General features: G+C 54.2%; 16 protein-coding genes. 9 read left to right on the forward strand and 7 right to left on the reverse strand.

All coding sequences use genetic code 11. The annotated features are described in order from the left end of the window. Window positions 1-21: 21 nt before the first annotated feature. A complete protein-coding gene (locus TPRIMZ1_RS19945) occupies window positions 22-690 on the forward strand; it encodes a 4'-phosphopantetheinyl transferase family protein (protein ID WP_081503591.1) in 669 nt (222 codons plus the stop codon). Here TPRIMZ1_RS19945 and TPRIMZ1_RS0100550 read toward each other — a convergent pair. The 4 genes from TPRIMZ1_RS0100550 to TPRIMZ1_RS19950 are packed head-to-tail and all read right to left on the reverse strand — an operon-like array spanning window position 591 to window position 6,304. Then, the gene (locus tag TPRIMZ1_RS0100550; RefSeq protein WP_010253141.1) at window positions 591-2,933 is read right to left on the reverse strand and encodes an MMPL family transporter; all 2,343 of its coding nucleotides are present in this window, start codon (window positions 2,931-2,933) and stop codon (window positions 591-593) included. The two genes, TPRIMZ1_RS19945 and TPRIMZ1_RS0100550, sit on opposite strands and share 100 nt — an antisense overlap. Continuing rightward, complete coding sequence (locus tag TPRIMZ1_RS0100555) at window positions 2,908-3,591, reverse strand: outer membrane lipoprotein carrier protein LolA (protein WP_010253144.1); 684 nt, start codon at window positions 3,589-3,591, stop codon at window positions 2,908-2,910. Before TPRIMZ1_RS0100555 ends, TPRIMZ1_RS0100550 begins: the two co-directional genes overlap by 26 nt. Then, window positions 3,588-4,034: an acyl-CoA thioesterase gene (locus TPRIMZ1_RS0100560; RefSeq protein ID WP_010253146.1), complete on the reverse strand. Its 447-nt coding sequence runs from the start codon at window positions 4,032-4,034 to the stop codon at window positions 3,588-3,590. Before TPRIMZ1_RS0100560 ends, TPRIMZ1_RS0100555 begins: the two co-directional genes overlap by 4 nt. Further along, window positions 4,031-6,304: an AMP-binding protein gene (locus tag TPRIMZ1_RS19950; protein ID WP_010253149.1), complete on the reverse strand. Its 2,274-nt coding sequence runs from the start codon at window positions 6,302-6,304 to the stop codon at window positions 4,031-4,033. The genes TPRIMZ1_RS0100560 and TPRIMZ1_RS19950 overlap by 4 nt, the downstream gene beginning before the upstream one ends. A 77-nt stretch (window positions 6,305-6,381) precedes the next feature. Here TPRIMZ1_RS19950 and TPRIMZ1_RS19570 point away from each other — a divergent pair, with 77 nt between their 5' ends. Together TPRIMZ1_RS19570 and TPRIMZ1_RS18110 are read left to right on the forward strand one after the other, a co-directional pair. After that, the gene (locus tag TPRIMZ1_RS19570; RefSeq protein ID WP_010253152.1) at window positions 6,382-7,098 is read left to right on the forward strand and encodes a beta-ketoacyl synthase chain length factor; all 717 of its coding nucleotides are present in this window, start codon (window positions 6,382-6,384) and stop codon (window positions 7,096-7,098) included. Next, entirely contained in the window at window positions 7,091-7,873 is a 783-nt protein-coding gene (locus TPRIMZ1_RS18110) for a lysophospholipid acyltransferase family protein (RefSeq protein ID WP_010253155.1), read from the forward strand. Before TPRIMZ1_RS19570 ends, TPRIMZ1_RS18110 begins: the two co-directional genes overlap by 8 nt. A 39-nt stretch (window positions 7,874-7,912) precedes the next feature. Here the strand turns inward: TPRIMZ1_RS18110 and TPRIMZ1_RS19575 are convergent, their stop codons facing one another. Together TPRIMZ1_RS19575 and TPRIMZ1_RS0100590 are read right to left on the reverse strand one after the other, a co-directional pair. After that, the gene (locus TPRIMZ1_RS19575) at window positions 7,913-8,281 is read right to left on the reverse strand and encodes a helix-turn-helix domain-containing protein (protein WP_010253158.1); all 369 of its coding nucleotides are present in this window, start codon (window positions 8,279-8,281) and stop codon (window positions 7,913-7,915) included. Continuing rightward, entirely contained in the window at window positions 8,250-8,525 is a 276-nt protein-coding gene (locus TPRIMZ1_RS0100590) for a hypothetical protein (RefSeq protein WP_010253161.1), read from the reverse strand. Before TPRIMZ1_RS0100590 ends, TPRIMZ1_RS19575 begins: the two co-directional genes overlap by 32 nt. A 160-nt stretch (window positions 8,526-8,685) precedes the next feature. Between TPRIMZ1_RS0100590 and TPRIMZ1_RS0100595 the strand changes: the two genes are divergently transcribed. The 3 genes from TPRIMZ1_RS0100595 (at window position 8,686) to TPRIMZ1_RS0100605 (ending at window position 11,167) form a co-directional block, all read left to right on the forward strand. Beyond that, complete coding sequence (locus tag TPRIMZ1_RS0100595) at window positions 8,686-9,474, forward strand: polysaccharide deacetylase family protein (protein WP_010253164.1); 789 nt, start codon at window positions 8,686-8,688, stop codon at window positions 9,472-9,474. A 68-nt stretch (window positions 9,475-9,542) separates the two neighbouring features. After that, window positions 9,543-10,367 carry an acetyl-CoA carboxylase, carboxyltransferase subunit beta gene (gene accD, locus TPRIMZ1_RS0100600; RefSeq protein ID WP_010253167.1) on the forward strand — a complete coding sequence of 275 codons (825 nt, stop codon included), beginning with the start codon at window positions 9,543-9,545 and terminating at the stop codon, window positions 10,365-10,367. Then, window positions 10,367-11,167 (forward strand): acetyl-CoA carboxylase carboxyltransferase subunit alpha, encoded by an 801-nt coding sequence (locus tag TPRIMZ1_RS0100605; RefSeq protein WP_010253170.1) that lies wholly within the window; start codon window positions 10,367-10,369, stop codon window positions 11,165-11,167. Before accD ends, TPRIMZ1_RS0100605 begins: the two co-directional genes overlap by 1 nt. A 13-nt stretch (window positions 11,168-11,180) precedes the next feature. Here TPRIMZ1_RS0100605 and TPRIMZ1_RS0100610 read toward each other — a convergent pair whose 3' ends face one another. Beyond that, entirely contained in the window at window positions 11,181-12,542 is a 1,362-nt protein-coding gene (locus tag TPRIMZ1_RS0100610; RefSeq protein ID WP_232616712.1) for an OmpA family protein, read from the reverse strand. Window positions 12,543-12,644: 102 nt separating this feature from the next. Here TPRIMZ1_RS0100610 and TPRIMZ1_RS0100615 point away from each other — a divergent pair, with 102 nt between their 5' ends. The 3 genes from TPRIMZ1_RS0100615 to murJ are packed head-to-tail and all read left to right on the forward strand — an operon-like array spanning window position 12,645 to window position 15,531. After that, window positions 12,645-13,115 (forward strand): chromosome partitioning protein, encoded by a 471-nt coding sequence (locus TPRIMZ1_RS0100615; protein ID WP_232616713.1) that lies wholly within the window; start codon window positions 12,645-12,647, stop codon window positions 13,113-13,115. Next, window positions 13,112-13,921, forward strand: a complete 810-nt coding sequence (locus TPRIMZ1_RS0100620) for a glycerophosphodiester phosphodiesterase (RefSeq protein WP_010253176.1) — start codon at window positions 13,112-13,114, stop codon at window positions 13,919-13,921. Before TPRIMZ1_RS0100615 ends, TPRIMZ1_RS0100620 begins: the two co-directional genes overlap by 4 nt. Then, on the forward strand, window positions 13,918-15,531 hold the full coding sequence (murJ, locus tag TPRIMZ1_RS0100625) for a murein biosynthesis integral membrane protein MurJ (protein ID WP_010253179.1): 1,614 nt from the start codon (window positions 13,918-13,920) through the stop codon (window positions 15,529-15,531). The genes TPRIMZ1_RS0100620 and murJ overlap by 4 nt, the downstream gene beginning before the upstream one ends. The last annotated feature ends 4 nt before the right edge of the window (window positions 15,532-15,535 follow it).

A 15,535-nucleotide genomic window follows, 5' to 3' on the forward strand; every position in this document is an offset into this window, starting at 1 on the left:
ATAGTATATAATAATCGTACTATGGCATTTTACTTGGGATTATCCCTTCTGTCAAATGTGAAGCGGGAACTGCAAAGCCGGGAAGCCCGGCGTATCCTGGGGCTCCTCTCCGGACGGGAGCTTGACCCGGAATCGATAGGGCAGGAAACCGGAGGCCGGCCTTATTTTACCGACCGCCCGGGGGACTTCAGCATATCCCATTCCAACCGGGCCGTGGCGGTGTCCCTGGTGTCCCAACGCCGCATTGGTTGTGACATTCAATACATCAATCCCCGGCAGGATCACCTCGGGGTAGCAAAAAAATTCTTCTTCCCCCGGGAACTGGAGTACATCGCCGCTGCTGCGGATACTGCGGAAAGGGCCCGGCGTTTCTGCATCCTCTGGGTATTGAAAGAATCCTTTCTAAAACTCCGGGGGCTTTCGGTTCTCGATATGCTGAAAACCCCGGAGTTTGTTATTGATGATCCGAATCCCCCCGGAAAAGCGCCCCTTGAATTCCAGCTCTGGCATTTCGGGAAAATTGAAGATGAACAGTATATGCTTGCCCTGGCAAGGGAGAAGGCCCTTGGGGATAAGCAAACCGAAAAGGTTCAGGTGCGATGGTTTTCGGAAGAAGCCCTGCCCTGCATCAGCATGGCGGAGATAAACGCGGTGGTAAGCCCGGAAAACACCGTAAGCCCAAAGATATGAACCGGGGGAAAGGAGCTTAATACCAGGGCGCCGAAGGACAGGGCAGTGGTAAGGTACGAAAGGACGATAGCCCAAACCGTAAGGGTCCCGGTATTACTATTCCGGCTTTCGGTTCGGTAGAACATATAATCCAACCCCAGACCGAATACCAGTACGATTCCCACCACCGAAAAAAAGCCCAGCGGTATGCCCGCCGCAGCAAGGACGCTCCCGGTTACCAGAATCGGCAACAGGGGGGCTGCGATGATCCGCAGGGCGTCCCGGCGGGGATAGAGGATGAGTACCGTTACGGCGATAACACCATAGGCGATGATAAGGAGGACCAGCATGATCCCCGTAAGGGTATCAAGGCCGGTTCCGATATCCTTCACCTTGTTTACAAAAAATACAAAATCAAGCTCATCCCCAAGGGCACGGAAGGGTTCTTCAACCGAAACATGGAGGGGCAGCACACAGGAATAGTACCGGCCCCCAAGTTCACCGATCCAGAGATTTTCCAGTATTCCCGCAAGATACGGGGGAAGCCCGTCTACTTCACTGTAGCGGCCTGTCTTCTGAATGAAGTCTTCACGGAACAGGATGGCGCCGGACCGGGGAAAACCCAGGTACTCAAACTGATCCTCCGCCAGGGGAAGCAGGGACTTGGCGGCTTCGTAGTTTTGCTCCTGGGTTTTTACGGAAGGTACAAAGAGGGAAGAAGCCATATAGGATTTCAGGCTGCCCCGGGTAATTTCACGGTCCAGCCTGTTCCGCAGCAGCTCTTCATGCTCCAAAAGCTCCCCGGGGGTATCCCCGGATACAATGAAGTACCAGCCCGGAGAACCGATGTTCAGCACCGATGAGGCGATACGCTCGGATTCCAAAAGGGATGGGGATATGGTATAAAGCCCGGTGATATTATTTTCCACCCGGATCATACCACGGTTAAAGAAAAGAACGGCCAGAGAAACACAGAGGATGACCATGAGAATGGTTTTTCTGATGACGCCGGAAAAGCGTCCCGGCTTGGGGAGAACCGGCAGTTTCATGATCCGGTTTTCTTTCGCAGTAATACTACCAAAACGGGGGTACAAACAACTTACGGTTAAAAAGGAGCTCAGAAGGCCGGCTGCGGAAAAAACCGCAAACTGCCTCAGGATACTAAAGGGAGCAAAGAGCAGGGCGATAAAACAGATCTCCGAGGAAACCAGACTCATGGCGATTCCCCGGAGTATGCCGTTACGCTGGACAAGGTAGTGGATCGAATAGTCCACACAGATCCCAATCAGGGTGGTACCAAATACAAAGGTGAGAACATGGATCTCCCGGAAAAACAGCAGGGCTGTCATAAGCGCCAGAAGTATCGAGAACCCTATGGCGGCCAGGGATGCCAGTACCGGCAGGGGGGAACGGAACACAAAGAGGAAAAGCAGGGCTACCAAAACCAGGGTAACCGTGGAGATGAGGGATATTTCCCGCTGGGCGGAGGAGGAACTTTCGTAACTGTGGAAGGGAATACCGGAATACACAAAGTGCAGATCAGGATTTTCCGCTTCAATACCGGAAGCGAGGGCGTAGATTTTCTGTACCCCGCTATCGGCATTGGTGATCGCCGCACCCCGGGGGCTTAACACGCCCCGAAGCATGACATACCAGGTTTCCCCCTGTTGGGCCGCAAGGACATCATCCCTAAGGGACATGGTTCCCCCGGCGGACAGGGCTGTTGAAATAAAGCGCCGCAGTCCCCGGTCTGTAAGGAGGAAGGGGTCCGTGTCCAGAGTATCCAGGGCGGTAAAATTGAAAGCCCCAAAGGCGGAAGCCAGGGCGTCTTCGGCAATTATATGGGCCTGGCCGGATTCCAGCAGTTCCCGGCTTTCCCCGTCCAGCAGGGTGTAGCGGTAATCGTAGAGATATTGAAAGACCTGGTCCATCACACCCTGGTCCACATACAGGGACAGGGACTCAAAGGCGGGGCCCCGAAGCCCCTGGTACAGCAATACTGCGGCCTGTTTTGCCCGCTCGAAATCCTGAGCCCCCGCAAGGATGTAAAAGCCCCGTGAACTGCGGTCTCCCAGGAGTCTGTCCGCGGCGGAAACCGGTTTAAGGGAAGCGGTGTCGGGGAGTATACCCAGGAGGTCCCGGTTTATCCCCAACGGTTTTTGTAAAAGCACCGAAAGCGCCAGGGCCAGGGCAATCCCCCCGTGGACTATAAGCCAGAGCCAGGGTTTGAAGAAACGGTCAGAGGGAAAAGAGGGCTTTTTCACCGGAATCTATCCCCTGGGGAAAACTGTGGTTGGAAAGTTCATACCTGATACTGTCACCGTTCTGTTCCCGGAGGGTGATCCGGCGGATCACCGTATCCCCTTCCATAATTATCCGGGCCGCAAAGGTCTTAATGGAAGTTTCCGAGGGGATGATCCCCAGGGTCCACGAACCATTATATTCGGTAAAATAATTTTCAAAATTATCAAGGAGCTTCCGGGAGTTACCGGAGAAGACCGCACTAATGGTGTCGGAAAAACGGAGGAAGATTTCATTCCCCGCAGCGTCCAGTCTGGTCTTCACCCCCGAAGGGGTGGACTGGACAAGATAGTCAGGGCCCACCGCCAGGGTTGAGGGGAAGGGGGAAAGGGTTTCCCAAACCATGCCCAGATCCGCAGTAATAATAAAATTACCCGAGGACACCAGGGAACGGTTAAGCCGGTTGATAGTTTTTTGCTGAACAAAGGTACCCTTAATCACCGGATGTTCCGCCAGGGCCGCACATGCCCGGTCAAACCGGGGACGGGTTTCCGCATTCAGGGGGAAACGAAACACATCCTCCGCTGTAGTTTGAGCGCCCAGACTGTGTGACCGGGGAAAAAACAGGAGCAGGGCAAGGCATAGCGGAAGAACGACAAAATGCCGGGAACTATTTTTCACCCCTGCCCTTCCCCTTCGTCGGCTTTCAACAGGGCTTCGACTTTTTCTATTAAAATCCCAGGACAAAGGAAACAGGAATCCGCCGCAGCGATATTGTAGGCCATCTGGGTACTCATCCCCTTGGTGGTAATTATCCCGGTCAGGGCATTGGAAAGCTCATACTTAATCCGCAGGCGGTTTTCGTACTCCTCCAAATAGGCCCTGGCCCGTACCCGATCGCCAAAACGAAGGGGACGGACAAATTTTAGGGCTATATCGGTGACGGGGAAGGCATAACCGGACGCCTTCATTTCGATGTACCCGTACCCTATTTTGTTCAGCAGGGCGCACCGGGCCTTTTCAAAATATTTTACATAGTTACCATGCCACACAACTTCCATGGGATCCACATCATAAAACTCCACGGAGAACTCGACTTCCGCGCTTAAATCCTGGGGTCTCATACTTTTATACCTTCATCCTTACCATTGGGCTTGGCCCGAACATAATACTCAAGGCCTTCCTTCCGGCGGCGGATTAAGCGGGGGAGCCGGGGGATCATGCCGAAGAAGAGCCGGGTAAACACCCAGCTTATGCGGATATTATCCCGCACCATGCGAAAATTGGAAACCCCGTCCTTGGGGTAACTTACCGTAACGGGGTGAAAGAGCAGAGAAATTCCCTTCCAATAAAAACGGATAAGTATCTCTATATCAAAGCCCATACGCTGATCAAGGTGACGGCGCCGGCATATTTCCAGGAAGGGCTTCATGGGGTACACCCGGAACCCGCACATGGAATCGGTGATATCCCCCGAAAGGGTGAGGATCCCTGTCCAGGTATTGGCGACCCTCCGGCCCTCACGCCGGCTCGCCGGGGCGGATTCGTCAAATTCCGGATAGCCGCAGATCAACGCCTCCGGGTGGAGCCGGGACTGTTCCAGAAAAAACCCGGCCCGGCTTATATCATGCTGACCATCGGCGTCGATCTGGAGCACATGGGTCAGCGCCAGTTCATGGGCCTTTTCAATACCCGCGGAAACAGCCGCCCCTTTGCCCCGGTTTTTCTCCAGGGTAAGAAGAACCGTTTCGGAGAAACCGCCGGTAAGCTTGGCAAGGTGCTTTTTTGTTTCACCATCACTGCCGTCATCTATCAGAATTATGGGAAGCCCAAAGGCGGATAGTTCTTCTACGATGGGCGCCAGGGTCTTACCGTGGTTATATACGGGGATGAGAAAGCCCTGTTTTATCGGTTCAGGTTTCCCGGTGAACAAAGCCTGAATTTCATTCCGCTTCTTTTTTCCCTGGGCATCCAGGGGAAGGCTGTCCGGGTAGCGCCATTTTCTTGGTATCACCGTGTTTTCAAAGAAACCCCGGAGGTATTCGTGAAAATACCGGTTTACAAGATATTTTTCGGCGGTACGGAATTTTTCCTGCCCTTCCCGGTTAAACACCAACGCTGCTCCCAGGTACTGCCGGTGATCCTCCAGGGGAACGACGCATACATCCGACACCAGGCCGGACCGGAGAAGCCGGCTTTCCAACTCCGGAAGGGAGATACGCTTCCCTTCAATTTTTACGATGGAATCCGCCCGGCCCTTGAGGATGAACCGGCCGTCCTCAAGGATATCCGCCAGATCTCCGGTGGTGAACCCCGCAGCATCCTTAATGTAGGGAGATTGGATCACCAGGCAGCCATCTTCATTCAGCCTGACATGGCAGTTATCAAAGGGGGTCCACTGAAGCCCGTCCCGGGACTGCCGGTAGGCAATGCCGCTGGTTTCGGTACTGCCGTACACTTCCAGGGGCCAGAACCCAAAGACTTCATCGGTCCGCTTGGCAAGCTCCGGCAGGAGCACCCCCCCGGAGGTGAATATCCAGGGGGACCTGAGATTGAAGGACGGTGCGTTTTCCCTTTCCACCGAACGCTTCAGAAAGGCCGGTACGGTGATAATCATATAGGAATCTTCGGCCCCCCCGGACCCGCCTGCAAGGGTTTCAAATTCTTCGGGGTATTCGATACGCTTCCGTCTAAAGGGGACCGCGATGGTAAAGGGCAGCAATATTGAAAAAAGGAGGCCGTAGATATGGTGTTGGCTTACGGTGGAAACAAGTTTCCGTTTGCGGAATTCCTCCTCCCACTTGGAAAGGATGAAGGCGTTATCGATTTCAAATTCCGTGAGCCGCTGCTGCACCACCTTGGGCTGGCCGGTGGTCCCGGAGGTATACATCATAATTACTGTTTCATCGGCGATAATCGCAGGCGGCGCCTCTGCGGCAAGATCCGCCGCAATGGGGCCCGACAAAAGCGAAGGGACATAGACGATTTGCCCGGCCGGATCGCCGGGAATATCCTGATCCGTCAGGAAGGGGATGGGTGGAGCACCGGCTCCCCCGGCGCGGATCTCGGCGATATACCCCGGCGAAATATTGGCGGTAAGCAGAATAGTTTTCCTGCACTGAAGCAGGGCGGTAAAGGTAATGAGGAAGTACCAGAGATCTTCACAGTGGAGTATCCATTGGGTGGCGGATCTACTGGTCCGAGAGCCATCCGCTTCAATGATCCTGCGCATGGCCGCAGTTTCTCCAAGGAAGTCGGACCAGGTTTTACACGGACCGCCCTGCCAGCTCCCTTCGTAACACAGGACCGTATCTCCGGACCTGGAGGATGGGGTAAACCGGGACAGGGGAAAAGCTTGGGGTATATGCGTTTCCGTCATTCCCGTATTATCCATTTCTCCATACTACCGCTAAGCAGGATGAATGTCAAATTGACAAAGACCACCGTACTCCCTATCATGAGAGGAATACGGTGGAACAAAAAAACTATACCATAGACAAAATCCGGGTTTCCAGGTTTTCCGCCTGGGCTCCCGGAATGGAGAGCCAAGCTGCCTGGGTGGAATGGGCCCGGGGTAGGCGGGAAATTACGCTTTCAAAGGACGCCCCTTCCCTGGACTATACGGAGCCCCTGTTCCGCCGCCGCTTAAGCCAGATCTCACGGATGTGTATCCATGTTTTGCACGAGCTCCTGCCCCTGGGCGAAGGGGTGAAGGTCTTCTTCCTCTCCTTCCGCGGGGAAATAAGCCAACAGTTTCGAATCAATAAGATGATCATTGAGGATGGATCGGTAATGCCCGCTGCTTTTTCCCTTTCGGTCTTCAATACTCCCCCGGCTCTGGCCTCTATGGCTTTAAACCTTGGCGGGGGCTATTCCGCAATCTACCCCTCGGGGGATCAATTTTATCCCGGCCTCCTGGCTGCCGCCGCCCCGGTTTTAACCGGTACGGTCGGGAAAACGGTCCTGGCCTACGCCGACGAACTGGTACCGGCGGAATACGGTACACTCCGCCCGCCTGAAGCGCGTCCCCTTGCCTTTGCGGCTCTGTTCTCCTGCGATAGCCGCGGTACTCCCCTGCCGGCCCTGGGGGACACCAACGAAACCGCTGCCAAGGAAGGGCCCTTCGCCTCCCCCGAGAGCTTCCTCAAGTACCTGTATCTCAATTCGGAGTTAACCAGTAATGGATGAAATGCCTCCGATTGAAAACCGGCCCCTCTACGTATACCGGGTCCTCATGAAGTGGCTCTCCTTTTTTATCTTTGGATTCAGTTCCGTATTGCTGATGATTCTTGTTCTCCCGGTTTTACGGCTTACCCTGCATCCCCGGGAAAAATTCCGGAAATACGCCCGCCGCTTTATTTCCGCAAGCTTCCGGGTTTTTACCCGGATCATGCATTTCATACAGGTAGTTGATGTGGACCCGGGAGATCCCGCGCCTTTCCGGCACCTTTCTTCCAAAATTGTGGTAGCCAACCACCCTTCCCTGCTGGATGTGGTGATGCTTATCTCCCTGATCCCCAATGCGGACTGCATAGTCCGGGGAACCCTGACCCGAACCCTTGTGCGGGGTATAGTCCGGCAGTTGTATATCCTCAACAGCCTTGACTTCCAGGATCTGCTCAAGGAATGTGTTGATTCCCTGAACCGGGGGAATTGTCTGATCATCTTCCCCGAAGGGACCCGGACTCCCCGGTCCGGCAAGCCGGCGCTCAAGAAGGGCGCCGCCCGGATATCCCTCCTATCGGGATGCGGAGTTGTTCCGGTACATATCGGAGGAACCGATAAATACGGCCTGGGGAAAAAGGACCCCTGGACTGCCTATAATCACCGGGACCGATATGTATACCGGATCAGAATGCTGGAGGAGTTATCCCCGGAAAAATACCGGGATCTGCCCATCCCCGTTGGGGTACGGAATTTTCACCATGAGATTTGCGCTGTTCTGTTTGATCCCGCGAAATAGTCCGGTTAAAAAATGATTATCGTTACAGATACCGAGGGTCTAAGTAATAATAAACTTGGTGTAATCGCAATTCAGAGCCAGTCCAAACCGCCGGGCGCTCGACAAACCGATAACCCGGCTATCATGCTCCATTGCAGAAATATTCGTATATTTAATACCGGTCTTCTTGGCCAACTCCACAATAGATAGACCCGCACGCTCCCGGTACGCCTGAAGCACTTTGCCGGGAGTTTCATTGGCCTTAATGGTTTTATACAACTCAGTACTTTCCCACTCGATCGCAACATCGTCATCATCTTCAACAATGATCGCTTCCGGCATGTTTTGAGCCAAAATATGTTTTAATTTATCAATGCCCGTTCCGGGAATGGTTACATCAATATGGCGCGTTTTCTCTTGTACCTGCATAATACACCTCAATTTCTATCGAATCGCCTTCATGCTGCCAACAAGCAACATAACGATAATTTAAATGACAATGATACGATTTCTCAGATAATTTTGAATAATTCGGCCACTCCTTTTGAATGGGTCCTTTCCCCTTTAAATCCTGAGCCAGCTGGCGAAAGAGGATCTTAACGGCTTCCGGCGCCTTTGCTAGTTTTTTAAGTACCTTCTTCCTCACCGTTACCGTATATCCTGGTTCGGTCATAGTACGCTCCTTATGTCATCACGACATTAGCTTACGATAAGCATACATATCATCACACCCTTAATTTGACTGTATCATAAATGATAACATTTGTCAAGCAGGGAGAAAATTTTACTTTAGCGCCGGGGACGAAATTGGAGCTATTCAAAAATACGATAAAATGAACAATGAGCGTATGCGGTATATCGTATTAAATACAAAAATATACAGAACACCCTGGTTTTTAGCCTGGTGTATCCTCTGCATCTTCTCCGGCTGCCAAACCTTGAACCGGACCAACGAACAGATTCCTATTCCCGACAAGCTGGTCATTTTTACCTTTGACGACGGCCCCAATGGGGATACAACGGAGCGGCTTCTCGATGTACTGGGAAAGTACCATATCCAGGGAATGTTTGCCCTGCTGGGAGAGAATGTCGAACACAACCCGGAACTGGCTAAACGTATCCATGACGAAGGGCATTACCTTATCAATCACGGATACAGCGATACCTGGGCGGCCTTTATGGACGATGAGGAATTTCGCGCCAACCTTGACAGGGGGGAAGCGGCCATTGTCACCGCCCTGGGGGCGGACTTAAACCCCAGGCTATACCGGCCCCAGGGAGGGTATTATAAAAAGAGCCAACAAAAAATCTGGCAGGAAAAAGGTTATACGCTGGCGCCGGGCACCGCACGGATATACGATGCGGTCTTAAAGGCAACAGATAAGGACCGGGCAGTAAAAAAAATGATCGCCCTTATCGAACGCCAAAGGGGCGGTATTATCATACTCCACGACGCCCGGGATTCCCATGTATTGATGGAAGCCAATCTTGAAAAAAAACCTGACGGTGTTTTTAACCGTACCTGGATACCCGACGCGGTGGAAGAGATGATTATTATCCTTAAAGAGAAGGGATATACCCTTACCGGTTTCGATACCGCTTCGTTCTTATTTGTTCCCTAGAACGCAACCCGGGGGGTCTTAATTTTTTATACCGAATCTGCTATAGTAGAAATGTATGGAGGATCATAATGGCAAGTAATACGGAAGCTCCTTCCGGTCACGTAAGCTGCCCCCATTGCGGGACAGTGGTGGATATCGAAACTTTTCAGAAAGCCCACAGGGTTTGCGGAAAATGCAATTACCACACCCGCCTGAACTGGCAGGAACGGTTAGGGTGCACCGCGGACGAGGGCAGCTTTAAGGAGCTTGATGCGGGAATGGAGTCAAAAAACCCCATTGGGTTTCCCGACTATGAGAGTAAAATCAGCGCCCTGCAGAAAAGTTGTAATACTAAGGAAGCGGTGGTTACCGGGGAGTGTACCATTCAGGGCTACCCTGCGGTGATCGGCATCATGGACAGCTATTTTATGATGGGCAGCATGGGCAGCGTGGTGGGAGAAAAGATCACCCGGGCTCTGGAATACGGAACTGCGAAAAAATTACCGGTAATCATCTTTACCACCTCCGGGGGCGCCCGTATGCAGGAGGGGATCTACTCCCTGATGCAGATGGCCAAGACCTCCGGCGCGGTTGCCCGGCATAACGAAGCGGGGCAGCTCTACATATCGGTGATCACGGACCCCACCACCGGCGGGGTTACGGCGTCCTTCGCCACCCTGGGGGATATCATCATCGCCGAGCCGGGCGCCCTGATCGGCTTTGCGGGGAAGCGGGTTATCCAGGATACCATAGGCCAGAAGCTCCCCGAACGGTTCCAAACCGCAGAGTTTGTGCAGGAACACGGGTTTACGGATATCATCGTTCCCCGGAACGAGATGCGGGAAGTATTGGCGCGGTTTTTAAAGATGCATCTCCCGGATGCATCAATGCATCAACAAAAGGAGGCTGTATAATGGCCCTTACGGTTGTACGACGCTTAGAATTACTCCGGGGTCTCGGACGGCCCACGGTAAACGACTATATTCCCCTGATCTTCCGGGAGTTTACCGAACTCCACGGGGACCGCTACTATGCGGATGACCCTGCCATAGTGGGGGGCCTTGCCTACCTTGACGGCAAACCGGTAACGGTTATCGGTCAGGTCCGAGCCCGGGATATCGAAGAATTCAAACGGGTAAACTTTTCCATGCCCCATCCCGAGGGTTACCGCAAGGCCCTGCGCCTGGTAAAGCAGGCGGAAAAATTCCACCGTCCGGTAATCACCTTTATTGATACCCCCGGCGCTTTCTGCGGCATCGGTGCGGAGGAACGGGGCCAGGGTGAAGCCATAGCCCGTAACCTCCAGGAATTTATGGGAACCAAAACCCCAATCATCGCGGTGGTCCTGGGAGAAGGCGGTTCCGGCGGCGCCCTGGCTTTGGGGGTCTGCGATGATCTGGCCATGCTGGAAAACTCCCTCTACTCGGTCATCTCCCCTCGGGGTTTCGCATCAATACTGTGGAAAGACGGTGAACGGGAAAAAGAAGCGGCGGAACTGATGAAGATCTGCGCTGAGGATCTGCACTCCTTCGGCATTTGCGATAGGGTGATCGCCGAACCCGCCGACGGCGCCCGGAGCGATATTAAGCTTACGGCGAAAAATATTGCCGATTATCTGTTGGAAGCGGTGAAGAAGTATTCCGCCCTGGATATCCCTACCCTGTTAGAAAAGCGGTACCAGAAGTTCAGGGTGATTGGCGAATTTAAAGAATAATTTTTAGAAGGGCCTACTCGAGGATAGTGATTTCGACCCGCCGGTTCAGTCTGCGGCCTTCGTCGTTTGAGTTATCCCCGATAGGCTTTGTACCGCCCCAGCCTTTATAGATAAACCGTTCCGCCGGGATTCCCCGGCTGGTTAGTTCGTCCACCATCCGCCTGGCCCGCTGTACCGAAAGTTCCATTTCGCCCGTGGGTCTTCCTATTGCGGCGGTATGTCCTTCCACCAGGAACATCCGGTCCGGAGTTTCCTTTAACACCCGGGCTATCATGTCCAGCCGGGGACGTTCGGCGGGAAGCATTTCGTCTGAGTCCGGCTGAAAGCGAATGTCCTTAACCGTTAGTTTAACCCCTTCGGGGACGGCGGCCATATCAATACCCGAATCGGCGATCCTATCACCATTCGGAGCGGCGGGCCGATTAGTACCGGAATCTGCAGTTCTATTAGTACCCGGAACGGGGGTCCTATCACTACCCGGAGCGACGGGCCGATTAGTACCGGAATCCGCAGCCCGGGTTCGTTCCTTGGCAGTCACGGCGGTAATCAGGGCTTCCCGGTCCAGGGGAACAAGCCCGTCCCCAAAGGTCAGGGTGAAGCCCCGGAAACGGATGGTGGAACCGGCGTCTCCGCCCCGGGCAGAGCCCTTAGGCCAGGAGTAGGTCTCGTCCAGGTTGTCCCGCATCATCAGGGGGATACCGTCGGAAACCCGGAGCAGAATATCCACATTATGGGTACCCTGGAGCTGAAAATCCTGGGCCGATCCCTCGAAGGAATTTGATCCTTCATAACGGGAGGCATATTTTGCAAAAATCCGATGTACCGGGATATTCCGGTAGTCTTCGATCCCCCGGTACTCATATTCCGCAATAAGGGGCACCACCACAGGATTTCCCTCGTTCAGGGGGTCCACCGCCCGTTTGCCCCGGGCAACCCATTTTGCACCGGGACGTATTGCGTCCGGGGGAAAGGCCGGGAAATTCCGAAACGCCGGGAAGCCCCGGTCATTATCAATAATAAGCCCATTTGCTCCTTCCACACGAAAGCTAACGGGAATCACATCATCCACCGCCCGGGCGCTCTGACGCATATCCCGGAGCGTTTCCTCCATAACAAAAAAATTGCCCCGGTATTGATATTCCGCCCCACCCCTGTTCTGGGGAATAATAGAGGCCCGGACTTCCCGGTATACATGACCGATATATTTTCCATTATCGTAACGGGACCAATCGGAACGTTCAACAATCGAATAGGGGCCCTGGGTTCCCTGGGACAGCCGCACCGCAGTGCCGGCCTCCTGCGGGGAGGCAAGCAGGAGGGGAATGAGAAGGAGGATCATCAACAATATAAAATCCCTGGGTTCTATTTTCCTCATACGTATAGTCACGGCAATTTTACCGGTAAAAATAACGATTTTAGCAGAAAAACCGTCTCCGAAACATTGAAACCGGAGCCGGGCAGGGATACAATGATTTTTATGGAAAAATTAAGCGAAGATCTAAGCGGCATGGGGGCTGCGGATGCCAAAGAATATATCTTCCACTATATAACCACACTGAAACTTACCGAAAAAAAACATGAGGAATTGAGCCGGGAGCATGAAAAATGGCTATCCCGCCTTAGTTTGGCTCAATCCAGGGGTGTAGAGGATCTAATCCTGGCGGCTCAGATTGAAGCGGACAAGGCGCAGGAAGAACTATCCGCCATAGAAACGGAAATTACGGACCTAAAGACTCAAATAAGGCGTATGCGGGATCAGCTTCCCGGATTGGCGGCCAGGGAACGGAGTATCGACCCGGATCTGCTTGAACAGGAGATGCTGATTGCCCTGGGTGAGACGCCGGGGGAGGAAATGAAGGCGGATACGGAACGCCAATTTCAGGCGGTGGAAGCCGACGCCGCCCTGGAGGCTTTGAAGGCGAAGATGAAAGGCGAAGGACAGTCATGAGTGCCAGGCGCCGCGTCCCCCTGCTTCCCGAAAGGCCGCGTCCCCTGGTCTTTGCCCACCGCGGCTGTTCTTCCCTGGCGCCGGAAAATACCATGGTCTCCTTCCGAAAGGCCCGTGAGCTGGGCGCACCGGGTTTGGAGCTGGATGTTCATGTCTGCGGTGGGGCAAGCGCCTTTGGTGAATTGGTGGTAGCCCACGATGATACCTTTGAACGAACCGCCCCCCCGGAGCATAACGGCGATGGCAGGGATATCGAAGAGCTTACCCTGGCAGAGATTCGCCGTATCGATGTGGGGTCCTTTTTTGATCCCGCTTTTTCCGGGGAACACCCTCCCCTTTTAGAGGAAGTTCTGGAAGAATTTTGCCCCGATATGTATATCGATATAGAACTAAAAAGCCGGAGAACCCGGAACGATCTGCTTCCCGGCCTGGTAGCGGCAAAACTCAAATCCCTGGGAGACCGGGTCAAGGGCGCGGTAACCCTGTCGTCCTTTAATCCCTTCTGTCTTGCCGCCTTCAAACGGCTCTGTCCTCAATTCCCCGCCGCCCTCATCTGGAGCGCCAATTTCGAGGTACCCTTCGTTCTGCGCTACGGCTTGGGACGTTTCTTTGCCCCCTGCGACTATGTTAAGCCGGTTCACACCCAGATTAAGCCCCTGAGTTATTTCCAAATGGCTAAACTGGAAGGCCTGCCTATTGTACCCTGGACCATAGACGATCCCACCCTCGCCGGGCATTTGCTGAACCTTGGCTGCCAGGGGATTATCACCAACCGGCCCCAGGACATGAAGGATCTTTTGCCATGAAACCGCTTGGTGCGCGGGAAGCTTCGCTGCAAAATGCGAAAGAGGGGGCGTCCCGGGCGCTCTTACGCCACGGTTCGGCCCTGTCTATCCTCACCCTGGGTTCCCGTATTCTGGGGCTGCTCCGGGAAATGACCAAGGCAAGTCTCCTGGGGACCAGCGCCCTGTCCGACGCCTTCTCGGTGGCCTTCATGATCCCCAACCTTTTCAGACGGCTCTTTGCGGAAGGTTCCATCGCGGTGGCCTTCATCCCTACCTTCAAGGAATATCTCCTGGAGGATACGCGTGAAGAAACCCGGGACTTCCTTTCCTGTATTTTTACCTTTTTAACATTCTTCGTAACCCTGGCGGTGATCGCCGGCATCCTGGTAACCCCGTATGTGGTGTCCATCTTCGGCATGGAAGAATTTGACGAAACAGTCTTTCTAACCCGGCTGATGTTCCCCTTCCTGGGCTTTATCGCCATAGCCGCCCTTTTTCAGGGCATCCTGAACAGCGTCCGGGTTTTCGCTCCCTCGGGGTTCGCACCGATACTGCTCAACCTGGTTACCATACTCTGCGCCTACGGCCTCAGCAAGTTTACCGCAAACCCCGCCCGGGCCATGGCTATAGGCGTCATCATCGGGGGCTTTTTGGAAGCCGCTATCCAGCTCCCCTTCGTCCTCAAGCGGGGCTTCCCGTTCTTTTTTACCGGCCTGAAACGGGCGATACGCCACCCCGGTACCCGGAAGGTGCTGAAGCTTATCGGACCCACCATCATCGGTATGGCGGCCTACCAGCTCAACGATCTGGTATCCACCGCATTGGCGGGCAATGCCGGGGAAGGGGTGGTTTCAAGCCTCCAGTATTCCCTGCGGCTCCAGGAACTGATCCTGGGGGTCTTCGCCGTATCCATCGGCACCGTATTGCTGCCGGACCTGTCGGAGTACGCCAAATCTTCCCAATGGGAACTCTACAATGACCGGCTGGTATCGGCCATGAATATCATCGCCCTGATCACCATCCCTATCACCTTCTTTTCCCTCTCCCAGGGTGAAACCCTGATACGGCTCCTCTTCCAAAGCCGCAGTTTTAATGAGCGATCCGTGGCCCTCACCCTGTCCGCTTTTCGCTTCCACATGCCGGGCCTTTTCTTTATCGCCTTAAACCGCATCCTGGCGCCGGCCTTCTACGCTCAGAGCGATTCCAAATCTCCCACCCTGGCGGGGATCATCTCCTTTGCGGTGAACATGGGTCTGGCCGCCCTCCTGGTAGGCCCCCTCAAAGGCGCCGGAGTCGCCCTGGCCCTGACCCTGGCCAGCGCGGTCAACACCGCCCTCCTCCTGGCCTTCCTCCGCCGCAATCCCCGGGTAGCCCTGGACAAGGCTCTCCCCGCCGCACTGATCTACGCAGTAAAGCTAATCCTCTTTTCCTGCATCGCCGCCCTCCCGGTCCTCGCCCTGTCCCCCCGGATCTTCCCCCTGTTCGCCGGTCATGGCCGCATCATCGCCTACGGGCTTCCCCTGACAATCAATGCCGTTATCTTCGGCGCCGTGGGAATAGTTCTTCTGGTGATAAGCCGGGACAAACAGATCCGGGGGATACGGAATATGCTGAGAAGGAAGGTACGGTAACAGG

Source organism: Treponema primitia ZAS-1 (assembly GCF_000297095.1).
GTDB classification, from domain to species: Bacteria; Spirochaetota; Spirochaetia; order Treponematales; family Breznakiellaceae; genus Termitinema; species Termitinema primitia_A.